Annotated in this window: 22 protein-coding genes; 13 read left to right on the top strand and 9 right to left on the bottom strand. The window is 63.3% G+C overall.

Annotated features, from left to right (window positions below; all coding sequences use genetic code 11):
* Window positions 1–69: 69 nt before the first annotated feature.
* A complete protein-coding gene (locus ACGLWX_RS10820) occupies window positions 70–288 on the bottom strand; it encodes a PA3496 family putative envelope integrity protein (RefSeq protein WP_252108006.1) in 219 nt (72 codons plus the stop codon).
* Window positions 289–544: 256 nt separating this feature from the next.
* Here ACGLWX_RS10820 and hexR point away from each other — a divergent pair, with 256 nt between their 5' ends.
* From hexR to ACGLWX_RS10805, 3 genes are all read left to right on the top strand, one after another.
* Entirely contained in the window at window positions 545–1,399 is an 855-nt protein-coding gene (hexR, locus tag ACGLWX_RS10815) for a transcriptional regulator HexR (protein WP_252108005.1), read from the top strand.
* Between the two features lie 85 nt (window positions 1,400–1,484).
* On the top strand, window positions 1,485–3,686 hold the full coding sequence (gene uvrD / locus ACGLWX_RS10810; RefSeq protein WP_396239656.1) for a DNA helicase II: 2,202 nt from the start codon (window positions 1,485–1,487) through the stop codon (window positions 3,684–3,686).
* 98 nt (window positions 3,687–3,784) lie between these two features.
* A complete protein-coding gene (locus ACGLWX_RS10805; protein WP_396239654.1) occupies window positions 3,785–4,873 on the top strand; it encodes a TRAP transporter substrate-binding protein in 1,089 nt (362 codons plus the stop codon).
* Window positions 4,874–4,963: 90 nt separating this feature from the next.
* On the opposite strand, the gene ACGLWX_RS10800 is transcribed toward ACGLWX_RS10805, so the two are convergent.
* Entirely contained in the window at window positions 4,964–5,389 is a 426-nt protein-coding gene (locus ACGLWX_RS10800) for an acyl-CoA thioesterase (protein ID WP_252108002.1), read from the bottom strand.
* 126 nt (window positions 5,390–5,515) lie between these two features.
* On the opposite strand from ACGLWX_RS10800, the gene ACGLWX_RS10795 reads away from it, so the two are divergent.
* The 6 genes from ACGLWX_RS10795 to cysZ all read left to right on the top strand — a co-directional run bounded on the left by ACGLWX_RS10795 (window position 5,516) and on the right by cysZ (window position 11,414).
* Window positions 5,516–6,460, top strand: a complete 945-nt coding sequence (locus ACGLWX_RS10795) for a PstS family phosphate ABC transporter substrate-binding protein (protein ID WP_396239652.1) — start codon at window positions 5,516–5,518, stop codon at window positions 6,458–6,460.
* 81 nt (window positions 6,461–6,541) lie between these two features.
* Window positions 6,542–7,651, top strand: coding sequence for an ABC transporter permease subunit (locus ACGLWX_RS10790; protein WP_396239650.1), 1,110 nt, complete (start codon window positions 6,542–6,544; stop codon window positions 7,649–7,651).
* The gene (gene pstA, locus ACGLWX_RS10785; protein ID WP_396239648.1) at window positions 7,651–9,051 is read left to right on the top strand and encodes a phosphate ABC transporter permease PstA; all 1,401 of its coding nucleotides are present in this window, start codon (window positions 7,651–7,653) and stop codon (window positions 9,049–9,051) included. Before ACGLWX_RS10790 ends, pstA begins: the two co-directional genes overlap by 1 nt.
* Entirely contained in the window at window positions 9,048–9,851 is an 804-nt protein-coding gene (pstB, locus tag ACGLWX_RS10780) for a phosphate ABC transporter ATP-binding protein PstB (RefSeq protein WP_252107999.1), read from the top strand. The genes pstA and pstB overlap by 4 nt, the downstream gene beginning before the upstream one ends.
* A gap of 25 nt (window positions 9,852–9,876) precedes the next feature.
* A complete protein-coding gene (gene phoU / locus ACGLWX_RS10775) occupies window positions 9,877–10,602 on the top strand; it encodes a phosphate signaling complex protein PhoU (protein WP_252107998.1) in 726 nt (241 codons plus the stop codon).
* 80 nt (window positions 10,603–10,682) lie between these two features.
* Window positions 10,683–11,414, top strand: a complete 732-nt coding sequence (gene cysZ / locus ACGLWX_RS10770) for a sulfate transporter CysZ (RefSeq protein ID WP_396239646.1) — start codon at window positions 10,683–10,685, stop codon at window positions 11,412–11,414.
* Between the two features lie 356 nt (window positions 11,415–11,770).
* Here cysZ and ACGLWX_RS10765 read toward each other — a convergent pair whose 3' ends face one another.
* The 5 genes from ACGLWX_RS10765 to ACGLWX_RS10745 form a co-directional block, all read right to left on the bottom strand.
* Window positions 11,771–12,121 (bottom strand): hypothetical protein, encoded by a 351-nt coding sequence (locus ACGLWX_RS10765; protein ID WP_252107996.1) that lies wholly within the window; start codon window positions 12,119–12,121, stop codon window positions 11,771–11,773.
* A 296-nt stretch (window positions 12,122–12,417) separates the two neighbouring features.
* Complete coding sequence (gene phoR / locus ACGLWX_RS10760) at window positions 12,418–13,716, bottom strand: phosphate regulon sensor histidine kinase PhoR (protein ID WP_252107995.1); 1,299 nt, start codon at window positions 13,714–13,716, stop codon at window positions 12,418–12,420.
* A gap of 3 nt (window positions 13,717–13,719) precedes the next feature.
* Window positions 13,720–14,409, bottom strand: a complete 690-nt coding sequence (gene phoB, locus ACGLWX_RS10755; protein WP_252107994.1) for a phosphate regulon transcriptional regulator PhoB — start codon at window positions 14,407–14,409, stop codon at window positions 13,720–13,722.
* 99 nt (window positions 14,410–14,508) lie between these two features.
* A complete protein-coding gene (ubiA, locus tag ACGLWX_RS10750; protein ID WP_396239644.1) occupies window positions 14,509–15,399 on the bottom strand; it encodes a 4-hydroxybenzoate octaprenyltransferase in 891 nt (296 codons plus the stop codon).
* A 33-nt stretch (window positions 15,400–15,432) separates the two neighbouring features.
* Window positions 15,433–15,993 (bottom strand): chorismate--pyruvate lyase family protein, encoded by a 561-nt coding sequence (locus ACGLWX_RS10745; protein WP_396239642.1) that lies wholly within the window; start codon window positions 15,991–15,993, stop codon window positions 15,433–15,435.
* Window positions 15,994–16,105: 112 nt separating this feature from the next.
* Between ACGLWX_RS10745 and ACGLWX_RS10740 the strand changes: the two genes are divergently transcribed.
* From ACGLWX_RS10740 to yccS, 4 genes are all read left to right on the top strand, one after another.
* Window positions 16,106–17,299: an NAD(P)/FAD-dependent oxidoreductase gene (locus tag ACGLWX_RS10740; protein ID WP_396240039.1), complete on the top strand. Its 1,194-nt coding sequence runs from the start codon at window positions 16,106–16,108 to the stop codon at window positions 17,297–17,299.
* Between the two features lie 122 nt (window positions 17,300–17,421).
* Window positions 17,422–17,694 (top strand): HU family DNA-binding protein, encoded by a 273-nt coding sequence (locus ACGLWX_RS10735; RefSeq protein WP_252107991.1) that lies wholly within the window; start codon window positions 17,422–17,424, stop codon window positions 17,692–17,694.
* Window positions 17,694–18,050, top strand: a complete 357-nt coding sequence (locus tag ACGLWX_RS10730; protein WP_396239640.1) for a hypothetical protein — start codon at window positions 17,694–17,696, stop codon at window positions 18,048–18,050. Before ACGLWX_RS10735 ends, ACGLWX_RS10730 begins: the two co-directional genes overlap by 1 nt.
* Window positions 18,051–18,297: 247 nt before the next feature.
* Entirely contained in the window at window positions 18,298–20,508 is a 2,211-nt protein-coding gene (gene yccS, locus ACGLWX_RS10725; protein ID WP_396239638.1) for a YccS family putative transporter, read from the top strand.
* Here the strand turns inward: yccS and recG are convergent.
* Together recG and ACGLWX_RS10715 are read right to left on the bottom strand one after the other, a co-directional pair.
* Window positions 20,505–22,583 (bottom strand): ATP-dependent DNA helicase RecG, encoded by a 2,079-nt coding sequence (gene recG, locus ACGLWX_RS10720; protein WP_396239636.1) that lies wholly within the window; start codon window positions 22,581–22,583, stop codon window positions 20,505–20,507. The two genes, yccS and recG, sit on opposite strands and share 4 nt — an antisense overlap.
* Window positions 22,580–23,491 (bottom strand): hydrogen peroxide-inducible genes activator, encoded by a 912-nt coding sequence (locus ACGLWX_RS10715; protein WP_252107987.1) that lies wholly within the window; start codon window positions 23,489–23,491, stop codon window positions 22,580–22,582. Before ACGLWX_RS10715 ends, recG begins: the two co-directional genes overlap by 4 nt.
* Window positions 23,492–23,516 lie beyond the last annotated feature (25 nt).

Raw genomic sequence — 23,516 nt, 5'->3', positions numbered from 1 at the left:
GGCCCTGCCAATGGCAGGGCCTTTTTTATGGCCGCGCGTTAACGCGGCGATGTTTCGATCGGCCGAGGCTCAATGGAGCGCGCTAGGCGGGAACTCCTCGTCGTCCGCCAGCGGGGCGATCGCGCGCGACAGCTTCTGTGATTCGCGATGCAGCTCGATGCCGCGTCGGGCGCGCAAGTTGCGCTGGGCGGCGCTTTGGCGGCGTTTGGTGTGTTCGTCGACTTCCATTCCCATGAATATATCGAGCAGCTCGTTTTTAAGCGACGTCAGTCGTTCGACGTTTTTCATCATCGATGCTCCCTTGGGTGAATAAGCACTTGTCCACCTGCATCCGTGACGGCGAAAGCAATGATGCAGTGCGGCACGACACTTATTACTATAACCTACTTGACAAAATGATGACGGCTCAGGAAGAAAGAGGCCAACGGCCTTTAAACGCTATCAATTAGCCTAATGAGCCGGGGCGCGCAGCGCACCGGGTTCAGGCATACTGTCGCAAACGCCAACGGCCCCAGGCCGTGCCCTGACTATCAAGGAGCTCACCGTGAGTCGCGCCCTGTTCGATGAAATGAGACGCCGCATGGAGCACTTTCGCCGCTCCGAGCAAAAGGTCGCCCGGTTCGTGCTGCGAAACCCTGACGAAGTGATCCACATGCGCATCGTGGATCTCGCCACCGAAGCGGGCGTCAGCGAGCCTACGGTGGTGCGCTTTTGCCGGGCGCTGGGCTGCAACGGCTTTCAGGACTTCAAGCTTCAACTGGCGCAGATGCTCGCCTCGGGCAGCCAGTTCGCCCAGTTCTCGATGAACGATAGCGACTCGGTGGCGGAGTTCTCCCACAGCATTTTCGACTCCACCGTGGGAACGCTTCTGTCGGTGCGCGACCGGCTCGACAACGACGCGCTGGGTAAGGCAGTGAATGCACTCGCGATGGCCAACCGGGTGGAGTTCTACGGCTTCGGCGCTTCCGGGGCGGTGGCGTTCGATGCCCAGCACAAGTTCTTTCGTCTGCAGATCTCGACCTCGGCCTACGCCGATCCGCACATGCAGAACATGTCCGCGGTCACCTTGCAGGAAGGCGACGTAGTGGTGGCGATCTCGCAGACCGGGCGCACCCGGGCGCTGGTGGCGAGCGTACGCCTGGCGCGCGAGGCCGGCGCTACGGTGATCGGGCTCTGCCCGAGTGAGTCGCCGCTGGCAGACGAGGTGAGCCTGCCGCTTTACATCGACGTTCACGAGGACACCGAGATCTACACGCCCTTGAGCTCGCGCATCGCGCATCTGGTGCTGATCGACGTGCTGGCCGTCGGCGTTGCCAAAACCCGCGGGCCGAAGCTCGCCGAACAGTTGAAGGCGGTGAAGAAGAGCCTGAACACCCTGCGCTACCCGGAAGAGGGCTGAGCAAACTGCCCGCGCCACTGTATGGTCGTCCAGTGGCGGGGCTGTGCTAAACTAGCCGCCCATTTGCAAACCGGCAGCGGCGACCATGGATGACGTAACGGCGATTCTCGATCAGCTCAACCCTGCTCAGCGCGAGGCGGTCAGCGCCCCCCAGGGCAACCTTCTGGTGCTCGCCGGCGCGGGCTCGGGCAAGACCCGGGTGCTGGTGCATCGCATCGCCTGGCTGATGCAGGCCGAAGGCCTCTCGCCCTACGCGCTGCTCGCCGTGACGTTTACCAACAAGGCCGCGCGCGAGATGCGCACCCGCCTCGAGGCGCTGTTGGGCATCTCGATGCGTCATGTCTGGGTGGGCACCTTCCACTCCATCGCCCACCGGCTTCTGCGCACCCACTGGCAGGATGCCAAGCTCCCCCAAAACTTTCAGATCATCGATTCCGACGACCAGCTGCGCCTGGTCAAGCGGCTATTGAAAGATTACAACGTCGACGACGAGCGCTTTCCGCCGCGCCAAGTGCAGGGCTTCATTTCCGGCTGTAAGGAAGAGGGGCTTCGCCCGCATCAGGTCAACGTCGATGGCGACGGCTATCTCGGCCAGATGGTCGAGCTCTACGAGCGTTACCAGTTCACCTGCGAGCGCGGCGGCCTGGTCGATTTCGGCGAGCTTCTGCTTCGAAGTCTGGAGCTTCTGCGCGACAACCCGGCGCTTTTGAACCACTACCGCGAGCGCTTCGGCCACGTGCTGGTCGACGAGTTTCAGGATACCAACACGCTGCAGTACGCCTGGCTCAAGCTTCTGACCGGCATGCAGACGCCGATGACCGCGGTGGGCGACGACGACCAGTCGATCTACGGCTGGCGCGGGGCGAAGATCGAGAACATTCGTCGCTTCGAGGACGAGTTTCCGCAAACCCATACCGTGCGTCTGGAGCAGAACTACCGCTCTACCAGCGCGATTCTGGATGCGGCCAACGCCCTGATCAGTCACAACAGCGAGCGCATGGGTAAAAACCTCTGGACCGACGGCGTCGAAGGCGAGCCGATTTCGGTCTACGCCGGCTTCAACGACCTGGAAGAGGCGCGCTACATCGTCGATACCATCAAGGAGCACGTCGATGAGGGCGTCAACCGGCGCGACGTGGCGATTTTGTACCGCTCCAATGCCCAGTCGCGGCTGATCGAGGAGACGCTGATCCGCCAGGGCATGCCGTACCGCATCTACGGCGGCCACCGCTTCTACGAGCGCCTCGAGATCAAAAACGCCCTGGCCTACCTGCGTCTTTTACTCAACCGCGACGACGACGCTTCGCTGGAGCGGGTGATCAACGTGCCTACCCGCGGCATCGGCACGCGCACCGTCGAAATCGTGCGCCACCGCGCGCGCCTTGAAGGCGTGTCGCTCTGGCAGGCGCTGCACGACGCCCTCGGCGACGGCACGCTGAAAGGTCGCGCGGGCAACGCGGTGCAAAATTTCACCAACCTGATCGAGCAGCTCGACAACGACGCCGCGGGTCTTACGCTCTACGAGATCATCGATCATGTGATCGCCCATACCGGGCTCATCGAGCATCACAAGAGCGAGCGTGGCGAGAAGGGCCAGGCGCGGGTGGAAAACCTCGAGGAGCTGGTCACCGCGGCGCGAGCCTTCACCCAGGGCGACGCCTTCGAGACCCCGGAAGCCGGTGAAGGCATGACCGCGCTGGAGGCGTTTCTGTCCGAGGCCGCGCTCAACGCCGGCGACCACGAAGCCGAGGAGTTCGAGGATAGCGTCCAGCTGATGACGCTGCACTCCGCCAAGGGGTTGGAGTTTCCGGTGGTGTTCATCGCCGGCGTCGAAGAGGGGCTTTTCCCGCACAAGATGTCCGTCGAAGAACCGGGGCGCCTGGAAGAAGAACGCAGGCTTTGCTATGTGGGCGTGACCCGCGCCATGCAGAAGCTCTATTTGACGCACGCCGAAACGCGGCGGCTGCACGGCAAGGAAGTGTTTCCGCGCCCGTCGCGCTTTTTGCGCGAGCTGCCACCGCACCTATTGGAAGAGGTACGCCTGCGCGGCCACGTCTCACGCCCGGTGACCGCGCAAGCGCGCCCCAGCTACGCCCAAACCTCCATCGAGTCCGAAGGCGAGCTTCCGGAGCTACACATCGGCCAGCGCGTTAGCCACCCGGTGTTCGGCGAAGGCATGATTCTTAACGCCGAAGGCCAGGGCGCGCGGGCGCGGGTGCAGGTGAGCTTCGAAGGCGAAGGCGACAAGTGGCTGGTGCTGGGCTTTGCCAAGCTCACCCCCCTTTAGGCTAACTTGCCCAATAAAAGCGGATTGGCGCATACTCGCTAATGATGCTTGCGCTTAGGTGCACTTATAAAAACGATTCATGTCGGAGTAACTCTTTCATGCAACGCCGCCAATTTATCAAGACCGCCGGCTTCGGGGCCGCCGGTGTCGCCGCCGCTCCCTTTGTGAGTACCGCCCAGGCTCAGGAAACCTATACCTGGGACATGGTCACCTCCTGGCCGAAGAACTTCCCGGCCCTCGGCACCGGCGCCAACGACTTCGCCCGCCGGGTGGAGGAGCTTTCCAACGGTCGCATGCGCATTCGCGTGCACGGCGCCGGCGAGCTGGTGCCGGCCCTCGAGGTGTTCGACGCGGTTTCCGCCGGTACCGCCGAAATGGGCCACTCCACGCCCTACTACTGGCGCGGCAAGGTCGCGGCGTCGCAGTTTTTCACCGCCGTGCCGTTTGGCATGACCACCACCGAAATGAACGCCTGGATCTACCACGGCGGCGGCCAGGAGCTGTGGGACGAGGTGTATGCCAACCATAACCTCAAGCCCTTCGCCGTGGGCAACACCGGCCCGCAGATGGCCGGCTGGTTCAAAAAAGAGATCAACTCGCTCGACGACATGCAGGGCCTCCGCCTGCGCCTGCCAGGTCTTGCCGGTGAAGCGATGAATGCCATCGGCGTGAGCACCGTGACCCTGCCGGGCTCGGAAATCTTCACATCACTGCAAACCGGCGTGCTCGACGCCGCGGACTGGGTCGGCCCCTACAACGACCTGGCCTTCGGCCTACACCAGGTGGCGGACTACTACTACACCACGGTGTGGAACGAGCCCTGCGCGCTGGTCGAGAGCTTCATCAACCTGGACGCCTGGAACGAGCTGCCGGAAGATCTGCAGGCGGTCATTCGCGAAGCGGCGCGGGCATCGAATCTGGCCATGTTCACCGAGTTCGCCTTCCACAACGCTCAGGCGCTGGAAACGCTGGTCGACGAGCACGGCGTCGAGCTTCGCACCTTCCCGGACGATGTCATGCAGGCGCTTTATGACGCCACCCGCGAGGTGATTCAGACTCAGACCGAAAACGACGAACAGTCGCGCCGCGTCTACGAGTCCTACTCCGCGTTCCAGCAGCTGATGCGCCCATTCAGCGACATCGGCGAGTACGCCTACTTCAAGGGCCGCGACAGCATCGGCGCGTAGCGCAAGAAGTCATTCTCACTATCGATGATGCAAGCGAAAGGGCGCCCAGGCGCCCTTTCATCGTTTTTGCCGCCAGAAGTGGCCGCAGCGTTAAGCGTGCGAGTCGCCGTGCACCGCGCGAATGCGGCCGTTGTCATCGAGGGCGACGACTACGAAGCGCGCCTCGGTCACTTTCTGGCGCTCTTCGAGGGTACGCCCCTGGGGCGGACGCACCCACACCTCGACGTCGATCTTGATCGAGCTGTGGCCGATCTCCTTGACCTGGGTGTAAACGCTGACGGTGGCGCCCACGCGCACCGGGCTCAAAAAATCCATCGATTCGATCGCCACCGTCGCGGTGCGCCCGCCGGCCTCGCGCCCGGCGGCAAGCTCCGCGGCCTGGTCCATTTGATTGACCAGCCAGCCGCCGGGGATATCGCCATAAAGATTGGTATCCTGGCGCGACGCCAGTAGCTTCAACGTGAGCTGCCCAAGCGGGGCGGGCACGTCGTCCAGATCGTGTTCAAGGGGTGTCATAGTCGGGTCGCTTCGAGGGCTTGTTGTTGTCGAATGTCGCGTGACATATCGTGGTGACGTATGTTTGTAACAGGAAAGGGTAACGATGATGTGTTACTCAACGGCGTCAGTTAATCACAAGAGGTGGTGCGTTTGAAGAGTCCCAGGAGCAGGCCCGCCAGGATCGTCGCAGCGCTTCTTATGGGCGGGCTTTTGTGGCTCGCCACGCCCGCTGTCGGGGCGGCGCCGCTCACCGGCACCCTGGGCGCGACCGGCTCGGACACCATGGCGAGCCTGGTGCTGCGCTGGGGGGAGGCGCTGGCCGTGCGCCATCCGGGCATCACCATGCAGCTACAGGCCGGCGGCTCCTCCATTGCCGCGGCGGCGCTGGTGGCGGGTACCACGCGCCTGGCGCCGATGTCGCGCCCGCTGAGCCGCGCCGAGCGCGAACGCTTCGAGCAGCGCTACGGTTACCCGCCCCGGGAGCTTCGTGTCGCCCGGGACGCGCTGGTGGTGGTGGTGCATCGCCACAATCCGCTGCGCGCGATCACGCGGCAAACCCTGGACGCCCTTTTCTCCAGTACGCTGGCCTGCGGCGGCGAGGCGCCGATTCGCCGCTGGGACGACCTCCCCCCGCCGCTCGACTGGCCCTTTGGTCACGTGGCGCTGCACGGGCGCAACCAGGCCTCCGGCACGTTCGATCTGTTTCGCCAGCGCGCGCTGTGTGGCGGGCGCTTTCGCGCAGACATCAGCGAATACCCTGGCTCCTCGGCGGTCATCGCCGCCGTGGGCAGCGCGCCGAATGCCATGGGCTACAGCGGCTATCATCACCTGACACCGATGGTTCGCGCGCTGGCCCTGATCAACGCCGAAGGCGAGGCCATCGACCCAACCCCGGAGACGATTCAAAGCGGCGAGTATCCGCTGGCGCGCAATTTATACCTGTACGTAAACGCAGCGCCGGGCACGCCGCTGCCGCCCGCCGAGCGCGCCTTCATCGAACTGATCCTGTCCGATGAGGGCCAGCAGATCGTGCGCGCGGCGGGGTTCGTGCCCTTGGCGGACGAAGCGCTCGAGGTGTCACAAAACTGACATGAAAATGACCTACGCTAGTCAATGGCGGATGCCTCGTTGGCATACCGATACCCTCTTGCTCCCTTTTATGATGTCGTTATGACGCCACCTTCCCCGGACCCCTCGTCGCTTCGAACGCTCAAGGATCGAATCGCCACCGGCTTGATCACCGCAGCGGGCATCGGCGTGCTGCTGGCGATTCTTGCCATCGGCGTGTTTCTGGTGTGGGAGACGCTGCCGCTTCTGACCCATTTCGACACGCTTTCGCTTGAGAAGCTTTCGCCCCTGGCCTGGGGTACGCTCAAGGCGGCCATCGCCGCGCTGGTACTGGCGGTGCCGGTGGCGCTGGGCGCGGCGATTTTTTCTGCGCTGTTCATGACCGACCGGCTGCGCGCGCGCATCAAACCGAGTCTCGAGCTGATGGAAGCGGTGCCCGGCGTGGTAATCGGGTTCGTCGCCGGGCTGGTGCTGGCGCCCTGGGTCGAGCGTCATCTCGCAAGCACCCTTGCGCTGTTACTGTGGCTGCCGCTGTCGGCGGGCCTTGCTGGCATTCTATGGCACCTGGCGCCGAAGGCGCTGCGCCGGGCGCTGGCGCTTGAAAGCGCGGGGCTTTGGCTGCTGCCCTGGATTGCCGCCACGGCGGCGCTGGTGCTTTGGGCGGCGCCGATTTTGGAGCAGCAGTGGCTGGGTAGCGACCTGGCCACGTTTCTGGATCGGCGCTTTGGCATCGACTACACCACTCGCAACACGCTGATCGTCGGGCTGGCGATGGGCTTTGCGATTATCCCGAGCGTCTATTCGCTGGCCGAGGACGCGCTTTACGATATTCCCAAACCGCTGATGGAAGGCGCCCAGGCGCTCGGCGCCAGCCGCTGGCAGGCGCTTTGGAAAGTGGCGCTGCCAATGGCCGGGCCGGGCATTTTCTCGGCGGTAATGATCGGCGCCGGACGCGCCGTGGGCGAGACCATGATCGTGCTGATGGCGAGCAGCAACACCGCGCTGATGAGCGCCAGCCCCTTCGAGGGTCTACGCTCGTTTTCCGCGGCGATCGCCATCGAGCTTCCCGAGGCGCCGCCGGACAGTCAGACCTATCACCTCTTGATCCTCGCGGCGCTGGTACTGTTTCTCTTCACCTTTTTGGTCAACACCTTGGCCGAGGTCGTCCGCCAGCGCCTGCGCCGCCGCTATCAGCGGCTGGGAGGCGCCTGATGTCGCGCACGTCTCACCGCCGCCGGTGGCCCGGCGACGCGCTCTGGGCTTGGCTCTGCGCCGGGTGCGTGGCGCTGTCGCTGTTCATGCTGGCCACGCTACTGACGCTTTTAACCGTCAAGGGGCTTGGCCACTTCTGGCCGGCAACGCTCGATGAGCTGACGCTGCGCTCCGGCGAGCAAATGATCGGCCAGCCGCTGCGCGAGGCGCCGATGCCCACCGGCAGCGCCACCGAGCGGCTCTACTTCACCGGCAATCGGGAACTGACCGGCGCCGACTGGCGCTGGGTCGGCGTTGACGAGATCGTAAGCGCGGCGACCCCGGCAGACGTGATTCGCCTGGAGCGCAGCCCCTGGGGGGACTTCATCGGGCGATTGATCGCGCTGGAGCTCGACGGCGAGCGCCTCACCGGCGACGCGGCTTTTGATCGCATTAGCCAGCTGCTTGCGTTGCCACCTTCCGAGCGCCCGGGCGAACTGGTGCTGCTTTCACCGAGCGGGCGCGGGCTCGTTCAGCCGCTTTCCGGGGTGAATACGTTCGTGGCGCCGAATGCACTCTCGATAGGGGAAAAAACCGCGATTTGGGGCCAGGGCGTGTGGCGCTTTCTCAGCGAAGGCCCGCGGGCGGCGAATACCGGCGGCGGCGTGTGGCCGGCGATTTTCGGCACGCTGTTGATGGTGATACTGATGTCGGTGATCGTGACCCCCTTTGGCGTGCTGGCGGCGGTTTATCTCAACGAGATCGCCCACCAGAACCGCTTGACCCGGCTAGTGCGCATCGGCGTGCGCAACCTCGCCGGCGTCCCCTCGATCGTTTACGGCGTGTTTGGCTTGGGGGTGTTCGTTTATGGGGTGGGCGGCTCGCTTGATCAGTGGTTTTTCGACGACGCCCTGCCCTCGCCTACCTTCGGTACCGGCGGGCTTTTATGGGCGTCGCTGACGCTGGCGCTTCTGACCCTGCCGGTGGTGATCGTGGCGACCGAAGAGGGGCTTGCGCGCATTCCCGACGCCCAGCGCGAAGGCGCCGTGGCGCTGGGCGCTACGCGGCTGGAGATGCTCACCCGCATCGTGCTGCCCATGGCGACCCCGGCTATGCTGACCGGCGTGATCCTCGCGGTGGCCCGCGCCGCCGGCGAGGTAGCGCCGCTGATGCTGGTAGGCGTGGCCAAGCTCGCCCCGCAAATGCCGCTGGACGCGGAGTTTCCCTACCTGCACCTCGAGCGCAAGTTCATGCACCTTGGCTATCATCTATTTGACAGCGCCTTTCACGGCGACGACGTCGAGGCAGCGATCCCGCTGGTCTACGCCACGGCGCTGTTGCTGGTGCTGATCGTGCTGGTGCTTAACCTAACTGCCATATTCCTGCGTCATTATTTACGCCGACAGCGAGGAGAGTCATGAACGCGCCCCTGAATGCCGCGCCGCCGGTGGTCACCTTTCCCGCCGAGCAGCGCTGCCTGAACGTCGAAGCGTTTAGCTTGGCCTACGGCCACAAGCCGGCGCTCAAGGCGCTCACCCTTGAGGTGCCGCGCCACCGGGTGACCGCGTTCATCGGGCCGTCGGGCTGTGGCAAGTCGTCGCTTTTGCGCGCGTTCAACCGGCTACACGATCTCAACGAAAACGCGGTGCACCAGGGCCGTATTCAGCTTGAAGGCGACGACATTCACGCGCCGAATCTCAATGTCAGCGAGCTTCGCCGCCGGGTCGGCATGGTGTTTCAAAGCCCCAACCCTTTCCCGATGTCGATCTACGAGAACGTGGCGTTCGGCCTGCGCCTAGAGCGGCGCCTGCCAAAGCGCCAGCGCGACGACATCATCGAATGGGCGCTGAGCGCCGCCGCGCTGTGGGACGAAGTAAAGGATCAGCTGCACCGCTCGGCGTGGCAGCTCTCCGGCGGCCAGCAGCAGCGACTGGTGATCGCGCGCACGCTGGCGGTCAAGCCGGAAGTGCTGCTGCTCGACGAGCCGGCCTCGGCGCTGGACCCGATCTCCACGCTCAAGATCGAGGAGCTGATACGCAATCTCAAAAACGAGCTAACGCTGATTCTGGTGACCCACAACATGCAGCAGGCCGCGCGGGTATCCGACTACACCGCCTTTCTACACAGCGGCGAGCTCGTCGAGTACGGCCCGACCGATCAGGTGTTCACCAACCCCCAACGACCGCGTACCGAAAACTACATTACCGGCCGGGTCATTTGACCCACCCGACCCTCAGGAGGGCTCGATGGATATTACAAGCGATACCCATAGCCAGCATATTTCGCGCCAGTTCAATCAGGAGCTCGAGGAGCTAAAAACCCACCTGATGGCCATGGGCGGACTGGTCGAAAAACAGGTGCAAAACGCCGTACACGCGCTGCTGGAAAACGACAGCCACTTGGCCGAAGAAGTGCGCGACAACGACCGCCAGGTCAACGATTTGCAGCTGCAGATCGACGAGGAGTGCACCCGCGTGCTGGCCAGGCGTCAGCCGGCGGCATCGGATCTGCGCCTGGTGCTGGCGGTGATTCGTGCCACCTCGGATCTCGAGCGTATCGGCGACGAAGCGAGCAAAATCGCCCGCAACGCGCTGCTCCTTTCGGAAAACGCCAGCACCGTGCGGGGCCTGGTCGAGGTGCGCCACATCAGCGAGCACGTGCGCAAGATGCTGCGCGATGCGCTCACCGCCTTTGCCCGCTTCGATACCGAGCTTGCCATGCAGGTAGTGCGCGAGGACGAATCCGTTGACGACGAGTACGGTAGCGCCATGCGCTCGCTGATGACCTTCATGATGGAGGATTCGCGCTCGATCACGCCGGTACTCAGCATCATGTGGGTGCTGCGGGCGCTGGAGCGCGTGGGCGATCACGCCAACAACCTGGCCGAGTACGTGGTTTACCTCGTCAAGGGGCTCGATATTCGCCACAGCGCGCCGGACAGCGTCGACCAGCAGATGCTAAAAAAGCCTTGACCTTTTAGCGCGTTGATTCTGCAATACGCCCGGCTTCTTAACCCACGCTTTTCGTCGGGCGTATTGCGAAAGGATCAACCATGCTGACTGCGGTTTCCGCACTGAGCCAGGGGCTGCGCCTGGTGTATCAAAAGGGGCAACGGCGCTACGTCTTTCTCCCCATTCTCATCAATCTGATCGTCTACATCGGCCTTGCAAGCTTCACCGCACGGCGTTTTTCCGGCTGGCTGGACCATGCCATGGCAAGCATTCCCACCTGGCTTGATTGGCTCGACTGGCTGCTTTGGCCGCTGTTCGTTTTGAGCCTGCTGGTGGCGATCTTTTTCACCTTCACGCTGGTGACCCATTTTATCGCCGCGCCGTTTTACGGGTTTCTCGCCGCGCGCGTGGAGCGCACCGCGACCGGCGTCGAGCCGCTGGATGATCGCGGTTTGGGTAAAACGGCGCTCGACGCGGTGGGCCGCGAGCTCGTCAAGCTGCGCTACATCCTGCCCAGGGTCGCGCTTTTGTTCGTATTCAGTTGGATTCCCGGGCTCAACCTGGCGGCCCCCTTTTTATGGGCGCTGTTTTCCGCGTGGGTGATGGCGATCACCTATCTGGACTATCCGATGGATAACAACAAGGTGAGCTTTAAGGAGATGCGCCGACGGCTGAGCGCGCGCTGGTGGCCCAGCATGAGTTACGGGGGCCTGGTCACGCTGATTACCTGGATACCGCTGGCCAATCTTTTCCTGCTGCCAGGGGCGGTCGCCGGAGCCGTGTTGATGTGGGACGCGCACTACCGTGATCTTGAAAGACTGCCTGCTCGTTAAAAGCGGCTTACGGTCAAACGCCTTGCGGTTTCCCAAGCGCTGGGGGCCTTGCTACTACCTAAAATGAAAACCCGCCATTACCCTCAACAAAAAAAGTACCCACAAAAAATTAGACCCCGCAAAGGGCGGGGTCTGGATCTAGTTTAGCGATTTCGATACGTAACGTAAGCTTCCAATCCTTGTGCGGGTCTCCAACCTTGGAATCTACCCTGACAAACGTTTTGATCTTCGCTTGATTCATTCCTTGAATCGGTGAGCATCCGTGCAATGGGACATCCTTGCCCCTTCTTTTGCTCACTCCGTAAGCGTAATACTTTGTACCGAAATTGCAAACAAATGTTACTTAAAGCGTTTGCTTAGGACTCGGAATTTTTCTCGACGACTTCTTCCGGTGACATTTCAGCACCTTCATCGGTCTCGCCTACTGAATCCGGGGCCGTACCCATGGAATCAGGCTCGCCGATCGTTTCGTCGTTCGGGCCTTGAGTATGGTGATCGGTCGTGAGCTCTTCCTGTGTGTAGTCAGGGCTCTCGTTGGTGTTCATATTGACGCCATGATCTTGCGTACCATCCTGCTCGACCATGCTGTCCTGGTTCTCATCGATAGACGGGTGATCAGTAGTATCTGCAAAGGCCATCGGGCTTGCCAACAGACCAAACGCAATACCTACGACACCAGCTTTCTTGAGTAGCTCCTTGGACATCATATTCCACCTCCTGAATTGCTGTGGTACCGCTTAAAGTAAGAAAGAGTGCCTTACGGCGGACTACTTTGAAGCAGCTGTCTTTCTTGCTTAAAGCTTTGCAGAGCCTGTGCCATAAATCAAATTAAAAGTTAAAAACATTTAAAATCAATAACATAAAATATTACAAGACCTGTACAAGGGGATTTATTTAGACTGATTAACGCCTCTATAGTGACTAAAAATGGCACATGCGCGAAGCTGTACCACTCTTTCATGCCATATTGACACACTTGTACAAGCGTTATTTTGAGATAGGGTCAGCTCAGGCGAGCGGCGGGAAAAATACAGCAAAAGGTCGCGCCCAGGCCCGGGCGGCTTTCGATCGAAAGCCGCCCGTCGTGGCGAAGCAGCACGTGCTTGACGATGGCAAGCCCAAGACCGGTACCGCCAGTGGCCGTGCTGCGGCCCTTGTCGACGCGATAAAAACGCTCGGTCAGCCGTGGAATATGCACCGGGTCGATGCCGTGGCCGTCGTCGCTGACCTCGAGACAGGCCCCACCTTCGGCGAGCTCGGCGTAGCGAAGCGTAATCGTACTGCCCCCCGGGGCGTAGCGCACGGCGTTGAATACCAGGTTGGACACCGCACTTCGCAGCTCCTGCTCGCTGCCGATCAGCCGCGCGTCACTTTCGATCTCGAGCGTGATCTGCTGGGGCGTTTCATGCTGCTGGCCAGAAAGCGCCCGAGCGTCCTGGCACACGCTTTCCAGCAGCGGGCCTAGCGCCAGCGGCTGATGATCCTTGCCGCCCTGATCGATCTCGAGGCGCGAAAGCAGCAGCAAGTCGTCGACCAGATTCTGCATGCGCAGGGTTTGCGCCTGCATCTGAGCGACGCTGCGGCCAAGCCTTGGCGGCAACTGATCGCTCAGATCGCTGTAGGTTTCCAGATAGCCAGAGAGTACGGTCAAGGGTGTGCGCAGCTCGTGGGAGACGTTGGCGACGAAATCCTGGCGCATCTGCTCCAGCCGGTGTAGCCGAGTGATATCACGCGCCATCAAAAGCCGCTCATCGTCGCCGTAAAGCGTGATCTGATACTCGAGAATGCGCCGTTCGTCGATGGGCGAGGTGAGCGTTAGGGGCTCACTATATTCGCGGGATGAGAAGTAACGCACAAAAGCGGGGTCGCGCAGCAAATTGGTGATGTGCTGGCCGCGGTCATGGGCGGTTTGAAGCCCCATCATCTGCGTGGCGGCGCTGTTCCACCACTCCAAATCACCGTGACGGTCGAGCATGACCACGCTGTCGCGCATCGCCTCCGACGACTCCTGAATACGCGCAAGGGTAGCTCTGAGGCGGCCCTGGGTGATGCGCTGACTTTTCTGGTAGCGGTAGAGACGGTCCAGAAGCTCGCCCCAGAGCCCGGGGCCGGCAGGCGGCTCTTCACTTGGCGTCAGCGTCAGCCACAGGTAAAGCGCGCGTAGCTGGCGCAGGTGGTAGAAAAGACACACCCCGAGCCCGGCGGCGAGGCCAAACCCCGGCGCGCCAAACAGCCAGCCCATGATGATACCGAGCGTGGCAAGCCAGGCGATTCGCCAGAGTTCCCGGCTCCACAGGTGCACGCGTTAGCCCCGGGCAGAGAAGCGGTAGCCCGTGCCGCGCACCGTCTGAATCAGGTTCTGATGGGCATCGCCCAAAGCCTTGCGCAGGCGGCGAATGTGAACGTCCACGGTGCGCTCTTCGACGTAGACGTTGCCGCCCCATACCTGATCCAGCAGCTGGCTGCGGGTATAGGCGCGCTCCTGGTGGGTCATGAAAAATTGCAGTAGGCGGTACTCGGTCGGCCCCATGTCGAGCGCCTTGCCGTGAGCACTGACCCGATGGCTTACCGGGTCGAGCAGCAGGCCGTTGATCTCCACAGGATCTTCCATGCCGCGCGGTGTCGTACGGCGCAGTACCGCTTTAAGGCGCGCGACCAGCTCCCTGGGAGAGAACGGCTTGGTAATGTAGTCGTCGGCGCCGGCCTCGAGCCCCTGGATTTTGTTGTCTTCCTCTCCCTTGGCGGTGAGCATGATGATCGGAAGCTCGGCGGTGGCCTCTTCGCGCTTGAGGCGGCGGGCCAGTTCGATGCCGCTGGTACCGGGCATCATCCAGTCGAGCAGCAGCAGATCCGGCTGGTTGTCGACGACCAGCGCGTGGGCATCCTGGGCGTTATCGGCTTCGAGCACGCGATAGTCCGCCATCTCCAGCGCCACCGCGATCATCTCGCGAATCGGCGCTTCATCGTCGACGATCAAAACGGTTTTGGCGGTCATGGTCGGGCCTCACGGTGTCCAGGCGAAGTGGTCGATGACATATCGGTGACAATCACACCATGAGCGAGTGACAGTTTTATGACACCGACTGTCGCCACCTTAGCCCGTGACCGGCCAAAAGCTCAAGACGAGCCCGGCGAAGAGCAAAAGCCCCGACCAGTGATTGTTCAAAAACGCCTGGAAGCACGCCGCGCGCTCGCGGTGAACGATCAGGCGCTGCTGATGCACGAAGGTGGCCGCCATGGCCACCAGGCCCAGCCAGAAAAAGCCCCCCAGGTTGACGGCCCACCCTACCCAGGCCAGCAGTAACAGCGTGGCTGCTTGCAGCAGACCAATAATGAGCCGGTCGGCCTGGCCAAACAGCACCGCGGTGGATTTGATGCCGATCTTCAAGTCGTCGTCGCGGTCCACCATGGCGTACTGGGTGTCATAGGCGATGGTCCACAGCACGTTGGCCAGAAAAAGCACCCACACCATGAGCGGCACGTGGCCAAGAACCGCGCCAAAGGCCATGGGGATCGCCCAGGAGAACGCCGCACCGAGCACCACTTGGGGAAAGTGGGTATAGCGCTTCATGAACGGATACGTGGCGGCAAGCAAAAGCCCGCCCACCGACAGCAACACGGTAAACCAGTTGGTCAACAGCACCAAAATGAACGACACCGCCACCAGCGCGATGAACAGTACCTTGGCTTCGGCTTCGCCGATGCGCCCGGTGGCCAGCGGCCGGTTTTTGGTGCGTTTGACGTGGCCGTCGAAGTGGCGATCGGCGTAGTCGTTCACCACGCACCCGGCCGCGCGCATGGAGTAGACGCCGGCGATAAAGATCAACAGCACCCCGCGCCCCGGCACCCCCTCGGCGGCGATCCACAGCGCCCAAAGCGTGGGCCACATCAAAAGCCAGGTCCCGATGGGCCGATCAAGGCGCATCAGCGTGATGAAATCACCCGCCCGGGACCAGCCGGTCGGGCGCAGCAGAGAACGGTCCATGCTTACCTCTCGAAGATAAAACGCGCGCCCAGCTTAGCGCGAAGCCAGATCGGGTTCATACGCCATGGTCGATAAAAACGCTTCCTGCACCAAAAGCGACAGCCCGCCGTGGTAGAAGATCGAACGCCGCGCCCAGACGCTCGAAAGCTCCGGCGCCTGGCGATGAGCGAACGCCGGACGCTGGCCGGTGGCATAAAGCGCGCCGCGCTTAAGGCCCGGCTGGCGAAACAGCCAGCTACCCAGCGAGCGCTCGCCCAAACGCTCGAGGTGCAGCCCCTGGAGCTGCGACAGCGGCGCCACCGAGCGAGCCACGACCCAAGGCGCGCCATTCACGCACAGCGCCACCTCACGACACCAGGCAAGCCGGCGCGGAGCAAGGCCGAGCGCCCGCGCTTCGTCGCGCTCGGGTACGCCGACGCCCTGGCGGAGCAGCCGCACCCGAAACGCACCGGGGGCACCCGCCGCGATCAGCCGTGCGGTCAGCGAATCGGTGGAGGCGACCCACCGCCACCAGGGCGCGCTCATGGCCGGACGCAGCGCCGAAACGGGTTGCCAGCACGGAAAAAGCGCTACCTGCTGAGTGTGTGTCGCCACGCGACCTCCAGAGCGGTCAAGTCATAAAAGCTAGTGTAACATGATGGCCCAACGCGCTTTTCTCGAGAACATCCGCGTCTCGAGCCCTCGAATTCCAACGTCTGGTGAAGGCATGGCCGACTCTTTCTCTCAAACCGATGCGCCGGTGGATCTGCTCATCATCGGTACCGGCATGGCCGGTATCGGCCTGGCCCGCGAGCTGCGAAGATTGGGTGACAGCCGCTCAATCACCCTGGTAAGCGGTGATAGCGGCGATGAGTACAGCAAGCCGCTGCTCTCGACGGGCTTTGGCAAGCGCCTGACACCGGAGAAGCTTGCCAAAAAAAGCGCCGCCAGCGTCGCCGACGAGCTCGACGCCACGCTGTTATCGAATACTCACGCCGTCGCTATCGATAGCGGCCGCCGCCGGGCGACCCTCGAAGACGGCGAGCATGTGGGCTTCGAGGCGCTGGTGCTGGCCACCGGCGCCGGCCCGCGAAACGCCTTCGACATTCCCGCTGGGCTTTCCGAGCGCTTTTTCAGCGTCAACGACCTGGACGACTACCGCCGCTTTCACGCCGCCCTGGCGTCAGGGCCCGCGCGGGTAGCCGTTGTCGGCGCGGGGCTCGTGGGCTGCGAATTCGCCAACGACCTGCTCGCCGGCGGCCACCAGGTCACGCTGATCGCCCCGGAGGCCACGCCGCTGCCGCGCCTTCTGCCGGTACCGCTGAGTCAGGCTTTGGGCCGCGCTTTCGAGGCCGGCGGTATCAAACTGGCGTTGGGCCGCACGGTGAGCCGCGCCGCCGCCGCCGCCGCCGAGCACGACGACATTGCCTTAACGCTTGACAGCGGCGACACCCAACACGTCGATGCGGTGCTGATGGCCACCGGCCTTGCCCCGCGAAGCGCGCTAGCGCGCGAGGCGGGGCTCGACGTCAGCGAGAGCGGCATTCATGTCGACCGTACGCTGGCGACCTCCCACGCCGGCATTTACGCCTTGGGCGATGTGGCATGCATAGACGGCGTCAACGCCATGTACGTCCAGCCCCTTCAGGCCAGCATCAAGGCGCTGGCCGCCACCCTCACCGGCCAGCCGACCCGTGTGCGCCTCGGCGCCTGGCCGGTGGTGGTGAAAACGCCGCTTTTGCCCGTGGTGGCCTACCCACCGGTCGGCCCGGTCGCCCAGTGGCGCATCGAGGGCGAAGGCGATACGTTGACGGCGCTGGCCGATGATAAAGATGGTCAATTAGTCGGGTTTGCGTTGACAGGCGGGGCGGTCAAAAGGAAAGTGGAGCTTTCCAGAGCAGTACCCGCGCTGCTAGGCTAAATCGCAACGCAGTGGCGCTCGAGCCCGGCACCGGGCTTGAGCCGAGAAATTAAAACACTCGTTCGTTTTCAATCGCACTCATAAGCGTTACGCTTATTTTTTCTATCAGGGAGACCCCTTTTATGCGCAAACCTGACCTGGCCGCTGCCATCGCCGATAACGCCGACCTGTCCAAGGACAAGGCGGGCCAAGTGCTGAACGTCATTCTCGACGAAATCACCAACAGCGTGGCGAAAGGCGAAGACGTTGCCCTGATCGGCTTTGGTACATTCACCGTACGCGAGCGCGCCGCCCGCACCGGCAAAAACCCGCAAACCGGCCAGCCGCTGAACATTCCAGCCAGCAAGAACGTGGCGTTCAAGCCCGGTAAAGCGCTCAAGGACGCCGTCTCCTAATGAAACTCCGGCTTGCGCTGTGGCTACTGGGCTTGTTGCTCAAGCGAGCGCTGCGGCGTAAGCCGCGCTTCAAGGAGCAGCTCGAGCGGATGCGCGGTTTGGACTGGGGCATCGCTACCGAAGATCTGGACACGGCGCGCTATTACCGGATGACGCCCAAGGGCATAGACACCGGTAAGGGCCTACCAATCGATCTGAATCTAGAGCTGCGCTTTCGCGATCAGGACGCGGCGCTCAGGATTCTCAAAAAGCCGACCCAGCAGGCATTTCTGCACGGCATGATGAACGGCGACGTTCGCCTGGTCGGCGACTCCAGCGATCTGACCAAACTGCAAAAGCTCTTGAAGCACCTGTAGCGCTCAACGGCCCGCCTTTTACGGCGGGCCGTTTTGTTACACCCCTTCGCGTCACATCCGACCGGATGATTCGCTTTCCTACTAAAAGCCCCCTGCTTTTGCCGTCCGACCCCGGCTTGCTGAGATAAGCGTCTAAAAGGGCGTCGATACCTAACGTCGTCAAAATGGCGTGAGGAGCGCGAAGGCCGTGGCCAGGCGCTCACCGACATTGTTATACTAAAGTCTAACGAATCATCGAAGAGACGCCATGCCGATCGCTCTACCGCTGCGCCGCCTTTGGACACTGGATAAATTCGCCTACAGCCTGCGGGTATTCATCGCCTTTAGCGGGGCGCTTTTGTTTAGCGTGTTTCAGGCCGACGTGGCGCTGGTCATTCCGCTGTTTCTGGGCATCATCGCCTGTGCGCTCTCGGAAACCGACGATAGCTGGCAGGGGCGGCTTCAAGCGCTGATCGTGACGCTTTTGTGCTTTGCGCTGGCCTCCTTCGTGGTGCAGTGGCTGTTTGCCTGGCCTTGGCTATTCGCGCTCGGGCTTGGGGTGTCGGCCTTTACGCTGATCATGCTCGGCGCCATCGGCCAGCGCTACGCCACCATCGCCTCGGGCACGCTGATTCTCTCGATCTATTCGATGATCAACATCGAGCAGCACGGCGGCGTCGATGCCGATGTCGCTTCGCGCCAGCTTTTGCTGCTGGCGGGAGCGGCCTGGTACGGCCTCATCTCCGTGATCTGGTGCGCGCTCTTTTCCCGCCAGCCGGTCAAGCAGAGCATGGCGCGGGTGTACAAGACGCTGGGGGAGTTTTTGATCCTCAAGTCGGCGCTGTTCGAGCCGGTACGCGGCGTGGACGTCGAGGCGCGTCGGGTGGCGCTGGCGCACCAGAACGGCCAGGTAGTAGCCGCGCTCAACCAGGCCAAGGAGATGATCTTTCGCCGCCTGGAGGGCCAGCGCGGAAGCAAAAAGCTCAACCGCTACCTGCGCATTTACTTCATCGCTCAGGACATCCACGAGCGGGCGAGCTCCACCCACTACCCTTACAGCGCGCTGACCGAAGCGTTTTTCCACCATGACGTGCTGTTTCGCTGCCAGCGCCTTCTGGACCAGCAGGGCCGGGCCTGTCGCCAGCTGGCGAAGTCCCTGCTATTGAACCGCCCGTTCGATCACGAGCTCAGCGAGCAGGCGCTGATGGATCTGCGCGCCTCGATCGATAATCTGAGTGATCGCGACCGCCCGGAGTGGCGCGCGCTGATTCATCCACTCAACGCCCTGGCGGATAACCTGGCCACGCTGGAGACCCAGATCGCCAGCGTCCACAACCCCGATAGTAGCGATGATCGACGCGACAGCGCCCTGTTCGACCGTTCGCCGTCGAGCATCAAGGAGGCCTGGAATCGGGTACGGCTGAATCTGACGCTGGGCTCGCCCACCTTTCGCCACGCCGTGCGTCTATCGACGGCGCTGGTCGCAGGCTATGCGCTTTTGCAGTGGATCGATCCGGAGCAAGGGTTCTGGATTCTCCTGACTACGCTGTTCGTGTGCCGACCCAACTTCGCCACCACGCGACGCTTTCTTTCCCAGCGGATTCTCGGCACGGTGCTTGGGCTGATCGTGGGCTGGGCATCGATTTCGCTTTTCCCCCAGCCCGGCGTTCAAAGCGTGATCGCCGTGGCCGCGGGGGTCTGCTTTTTCGCCAACCGCGAGCGCCGCTATGTCATCGCCACCGCCTCGATCACGCTGCTGGTGCTGTGCAGCTTCAACCAGGTGGGAGACGGCTTCAACCTGATCTGGCCGCGGCTGTTCGATACGCTGATCGGCGCGGTCATCGCCGGGCTTGCGGTGTTCTTCATTCTGCCCGACTGGCAGGGCCGACGGCTCTACCGCGAGGCGGCCCGGGTGCTGACCAGCCACCGCGGCTACCTCGATGAAATCACTCACCAGTACGAAACCGGTAAACAGGACGATCTGGCCTACCGGCTGGCACGGCGCAACGCCCACAACGCGGATGCAGCGTTCTCGACACTGTTGACCAACATGCTTCACGAGCCCGGCCACTACCGCAAGCAGGACGCGGACAGCGGGCTGCGCTTTCTGGTGCTCTCCAATACGCTGTTGAGCCACCTGTCGGCACTCGGCGCCCACCGCCACCGGCTAACCGACGACGAAGACGACGCCGCGCTGATGCCCCAGGCCCGGCGCATCAGCGAGCTGCTCGAAGCGATGACCCGGGAGCTACACGCGCGCCAGCCCGTCACCGCCCTCGATGAGCAGACCGAGGCGCTGCTCGCCGCCCTTGGCGATGCGCCAAAGGCCGACACCCCGCCGGCCAGTGACGAGCGCACCACCGCGGTAACGCTTTACCGCCCGATTCAGAGCCAGCTCAAACTGATCGCCGAGCAGCTCACGCCGCTGGCCCAAAGCGCGGCCCGGCTCACCCAGCGGCCTAAACCGGCCGACCGCTAGACTTGCCCGTAGCGCCCGGCGGCTTCGCCCAGCCAGCGGCGTACCAGCACGGCGGTGGCTTCACGGTCGCTTTGAAGCGTTTTCGCCAGCGCCGTGACGCGCTCCAGCAGGTCGGCGTCACGCTCTAGATCGGCGATCTTCATCTGGGCAAGGCCGGTCTGGCGGGTGCCGAGCACCTCGCCGGGGCCGCGAATCTCCAAGTCCTTCTCGGCGATGCGAAAGCCGTCGGTGGTTTCGCGCATCACGCCCAAACGCTCTTTTGAACTTTTTGACAGCGGCGGGTGATACAGCAGTACGCAGAAGCTCTCGGTGCTTCCCCGCCCGACCCGTCCGCGCAGCTGGTGAAGCTGGGAAAGCCCGAGGCGCTCCGGGTTCTCGATGATCATGAGACTCGCATTGGGCACGTCCACGCCGACCTCGATCACCGTGGTGGCCACCAGTAAATCCAGCTCGCCTTCCTTGAACGCCGCCATCACCTCGGCCTTTTCCGCCGCCTTCATGCGTCCGTGGATCAAGCCGATGGCAAGCTCCGGTAGCGCTGTCGTCAGCTCCTCGCGGGTGACCTCGGCGGCCTGGCACTGCAGCACCTCGGACTCGTCGATCAGCGTGCAGACCCAGTAGGCCTGGCGGCCGTCGCTGCAGGCGCGGCGGATGCGCTCGACCACTTCCGGGCGGCGCTCGTCGGACACCACCACGGTTTTGACCGGCGTGCGCCCCGGCGGCAGCTCGTCGATGATCGAGACGTCCAGATCCGCGTAGGCGCTCATGGCAAGCGTTCGGGGAATCGGCGTGGCAGTCATGATCAACTGGTGCGGGGTGAGCCCGCCCGCCTCGCCTTTCTCGCGCAGCGCCAAGCGCTGGTGCACGCCGAAGCGGTGCTGCTCGTCGATGATCGCAAGCCCCAAACACTTGAAGTGAACGTCCTCCTGGAACAGCGCGTGGGTGCCGACCACCATCCGCGCTCGGCCATCGGCGATCGCTGCCTTGGCATCGAGGCGGCTTTTGCCCTTGAGCTTGCCGGCAAGCCAGGCGACCTCGATACCCAGCGGCTCGAACCAGGCCTTGAAGGAGCGGTAGTGCTGCTCGGCAAGAATTTCCGTGGGCGCCATGATCGCCGCCTGGCAGTCGCCGGCCAGCGCCGACAGCGCGGCCATGGCGGCGACCACGGTCTTGCCGGAACCGACATCGCCCTGCACCAGCCGCAGCATCGGCGCGGGCTCGACAAGATCGAGCTCGATCTCCTCGAGCACCCGGCGCTGAGCGCCGGTGAGCGCAAAGGGCAGCTGGGCCAGAAAGCGGGTTTGCAGGCTGCGCCCTGCCGGCAGGCGCGGGGCGCCGTCGGCCTGAATGCGCAGGCGCACTTCGCGAAGGCTCAACTGGTGGGCCAGAAGCTCCTCGAGCGCCAGCCGCCGGGTCGCCGGGTGCAGGCCCTGGGCGAGCGTGTCGAGGTCGACGTCCGGCGGCGGCTGGTGCAGCAGCATAAGGCTTGCGTGAAGCCCGGGCAGGCCAAAGCGCTCGGCCAGCGCCGGGGGGATCATGTCCGGCAGCGCTTCCGGGGCGGCTTCCAGACGCTCGAGTGCCTGCAGCGCCAGTGCCCGCAGCCGGGTCTGATGGAGCCCTTCGGTGGTCGGGTAGATCGGCGTGTAGTGCTCTTCGACCGGCGCCTCGGCCTCACTGACCGGACGATACTCGGGATGATAAATTTCGAGCCCGGTAGCACCGGCGCGGGCCTCACCAAAGGCGCGCAGCGTCACGCCCGGGCGCAGCTGCTGGCTCTGCGCCGGGGAGAAGTGGAAAAAGCGCAGGCTCAGGATGCCGCTTTGGTCACGAAGGCGTACCAGAAGGCTTCGCCTTCGCCCCTTGACGATGTCGCAGGCGGTCACTTCGCCTTCGACTACCGCTTCGCTGCCCGCGCGTAAAAGCCCGATCGGCGTTAGGCGCGTACGGTCTTGGTAGCGAAGCGGCAGATGAAAGACCAGATCGCTCACCCGCTCGACGCCCAGGCGCGCAAGCTTGGCCGCCAGCGCCTCGCCGACGCCCTTGAGCTCGGTGACCGGCGCGTCGAGCGCACTCATGGCATGGCCTGCCGGCACTGGTTGATCGCCTGCACCAGCGCGTCGATCGCCTTGGGTCTGGGAAAGCTCGCCCGCCAAGCGATGGCCACGGTGCGCGAGGGCGAGGGCGAAACGAAGGGCCGGCTCGCCAGCAGCGAGCGTTCATCCTTCTGCGTTCCCAGCGCCGACTGCGGCAGCACCGTGATGCCAAGCTTCGAGGCCACCATATGGCGGATGGTCTCAAGCGAGCCGCCTTCGGCGATCAGCGTATTGCTGGGGCTGTTGAGCTTGTGAGTAATCGCCGGGCAGGCCTCGAGAATCTGGTCGCGAAAGCAGTGCCCTTCGCCCAGCAGCAACAGGCGCTCCTCGAGCAGCGCCTCCTTCTCGATCGCCTCCCGTTCGGTCCAGGGGTGGCTGCTGGGCATCAGCACCTCGAAATCCTCGTCGTAGATCGCCTTGGTGACCACGTCGGTTTCGGTGAACGGGAGCGCAACGATGATGACGTCGAGCTCGCCGCTTTTGAGCTTGCCCCTGAGCGTGCCGGTCAGCCCCTCCTCGATGTAGAGCGGCATCTGCGGCGCCGCCTCGGCCAGCGCCGGCACCAGGTGCGGGTAGAGATACGGCCCGATGGTATAAATGGCGCCGATGCGCAGCGGATTGGCCAACTGATCACGGCCGGCGCTGGCCATCTCGAAAATCAGGCTGGACTGCTCCAGCACGCGCTGCGCCTGAGCGACGATTTTCTCGCCCAGCGGGGTGACCTGCACGGTGGACTTGGAGCGCTCGAACAGGGGCGTGTCGAGTTCGTCCTCGAGTTTTTTCACCGCCACCGAGAGCGTGGGCTGGGAAACGTGGCAGCGTTCAGCGGCGCGGCCGAAGTGGCGCTCTTGTGCAAGGGTTACGATGTAGCGAAGTTCTGTTAAAGTCATAACGGTGCCGAATGGCATCCTCTCG

This window comes from Halomonas sp. HMF6819 (assembly GCF_044335525.1).
In the GTDB taxonomy this organism is placed as follows: Bacteria; Pseudomonadota; Gammaproteobacteria; order Pseudomonadales; family Halomonadaceae; genus Vreelandella.
Note: the sequence above shows the minus strand (reverse complement) of the source record. Positions and strands in the feature narration are given on the sequence as shown.

Excerpts from the sequence above, each read along its gene's own strand:
- ACGLWX_RS10740 (WP_396240039.1), top strand. The coding sequence starts at position 16,106 with ATGGCCGACTCTTTCTCTCAAACCGATGCGCCGGTGGATCTGCTCATC.
- recG (WP_396239636.1), bottom strand. The coding sequence starts at position 22,583 with ATGAGTGCGCTCGACGCGCCGGTCACCGAGCTCAAGGGCGTCGGCGAG.
- ubiA (WP_396239644.1), bottom strand. The coding sequence starts at position 15,399 with ATGGACCGTTCTCTGCTGCGCCCGACCGGCTGGTCCCGGGCGGGTGAT.
- phoU (WP_252107998.1), top strand. The coding sequence starts at position 9,877 with ATGGATATTACAAGCGATACCCATAGCCAGCATATTTCGCGCCAGTTC.
- yccS (WP_396239638.1), top strand. The coding sequence starts at position 18,298 with ATGCCGATCGCTCTACCGCTGCGCCGCCTTTGGACACTGGATAAATTC.
- ACGLWX_RS10805 (WP_396239654.1), top strand. The coding sequence starts at position 3,785 with ATGCAACGCCGCCAATTTATCAAGACCGCCGGCTTCGGGGCCGCCGGT.
- ACGLWX_RS10730 (WP_396239640.1), top strand. The coding sequence starts at position 17,694 with ATGAAACTCCGGCTTGCGCTGTGGCTACTGGGCTTGTTGCTCAAGCGA.
- ACGLWX_RS10715 (WP_252107987.1), bottom strand. The coding sequence starts at position 23,491 with ATGACTTTAACAGAACTTCGCTACATCGTAACCCTTGCACAAGAGCGC.
- phoB (WP_252107994.1), bottom strand. The coding sequence starts at position 14,409 with ATGACCGCCAAAACCGTTTTGATCGTCGACGATGAAGCGCCGATTCGC.
- pstB (WP_252107999.1), top strand. The coding sequence starts at position 9,048 with ATGAACGCGCCCCTGAATGCCGCGCCGCCGGTGGTCACCTTTCCCGCC.
- ACGLWX_RS10800 (WP_252108002.1), bottom strand. The coding sequence starts at position 5,389 with ATGACACCCCTTGAACACGATCTGGACGACGTGCCCGCCCCGCTTGGG.
- ACGLWX_RS10765 (WP_252107996.1), bottom strand. The coding sequence starts at position 12,121 with ATGATGTCCAAGGAGCTACTCAAGAAAGCTGGTGTCGTAGGTATTGCG.
- ACGLWX_RS10790 (WP_396239650.1), top strand. The coding sequence starts at position 6,542 with ATGACGCCACCTTCCCCGGACCCCTCGTCGCTTCGAACGCTCAAGGAT.
- ACGLWX_RS10820 (WP_252108006.1), bottom strand. The coding sequence starts at position 288 with ATGAAAAACGTCGAACGACTGACGTCGCTTAAAAACGAGCTGCTCGAT.
- cysZ (WP_396239646.1), top strand. The coding sequence starts at position 10,683 with ATGCTGACTGCGGTTTCCGCACTGAGCCAGGGGCTGCGCCTGGTGTAT.
- pstA (WP_396239648.1), top strand. The coding sequence starts at position 7,651 with ATGTCGCGCACGTCTCACCGCCGCCGGTGGCCCGGCGACGCGCTCTGG.
- uvrD (WP_396239656.1), top strand. The coding sequence starts at position 1,485 with ATGGATGACGTAACGGCGATTCTCGATCAGCTCAACCCTGCTCAGCGC.
- ACGLWX_RS10735 (WP_252107991.1), top strand. The coding sequence starts at position 17,422 with ATGCGCAAACCTGACCTGGCCGCTGCCATCGCCGATAACGCCGACCTG.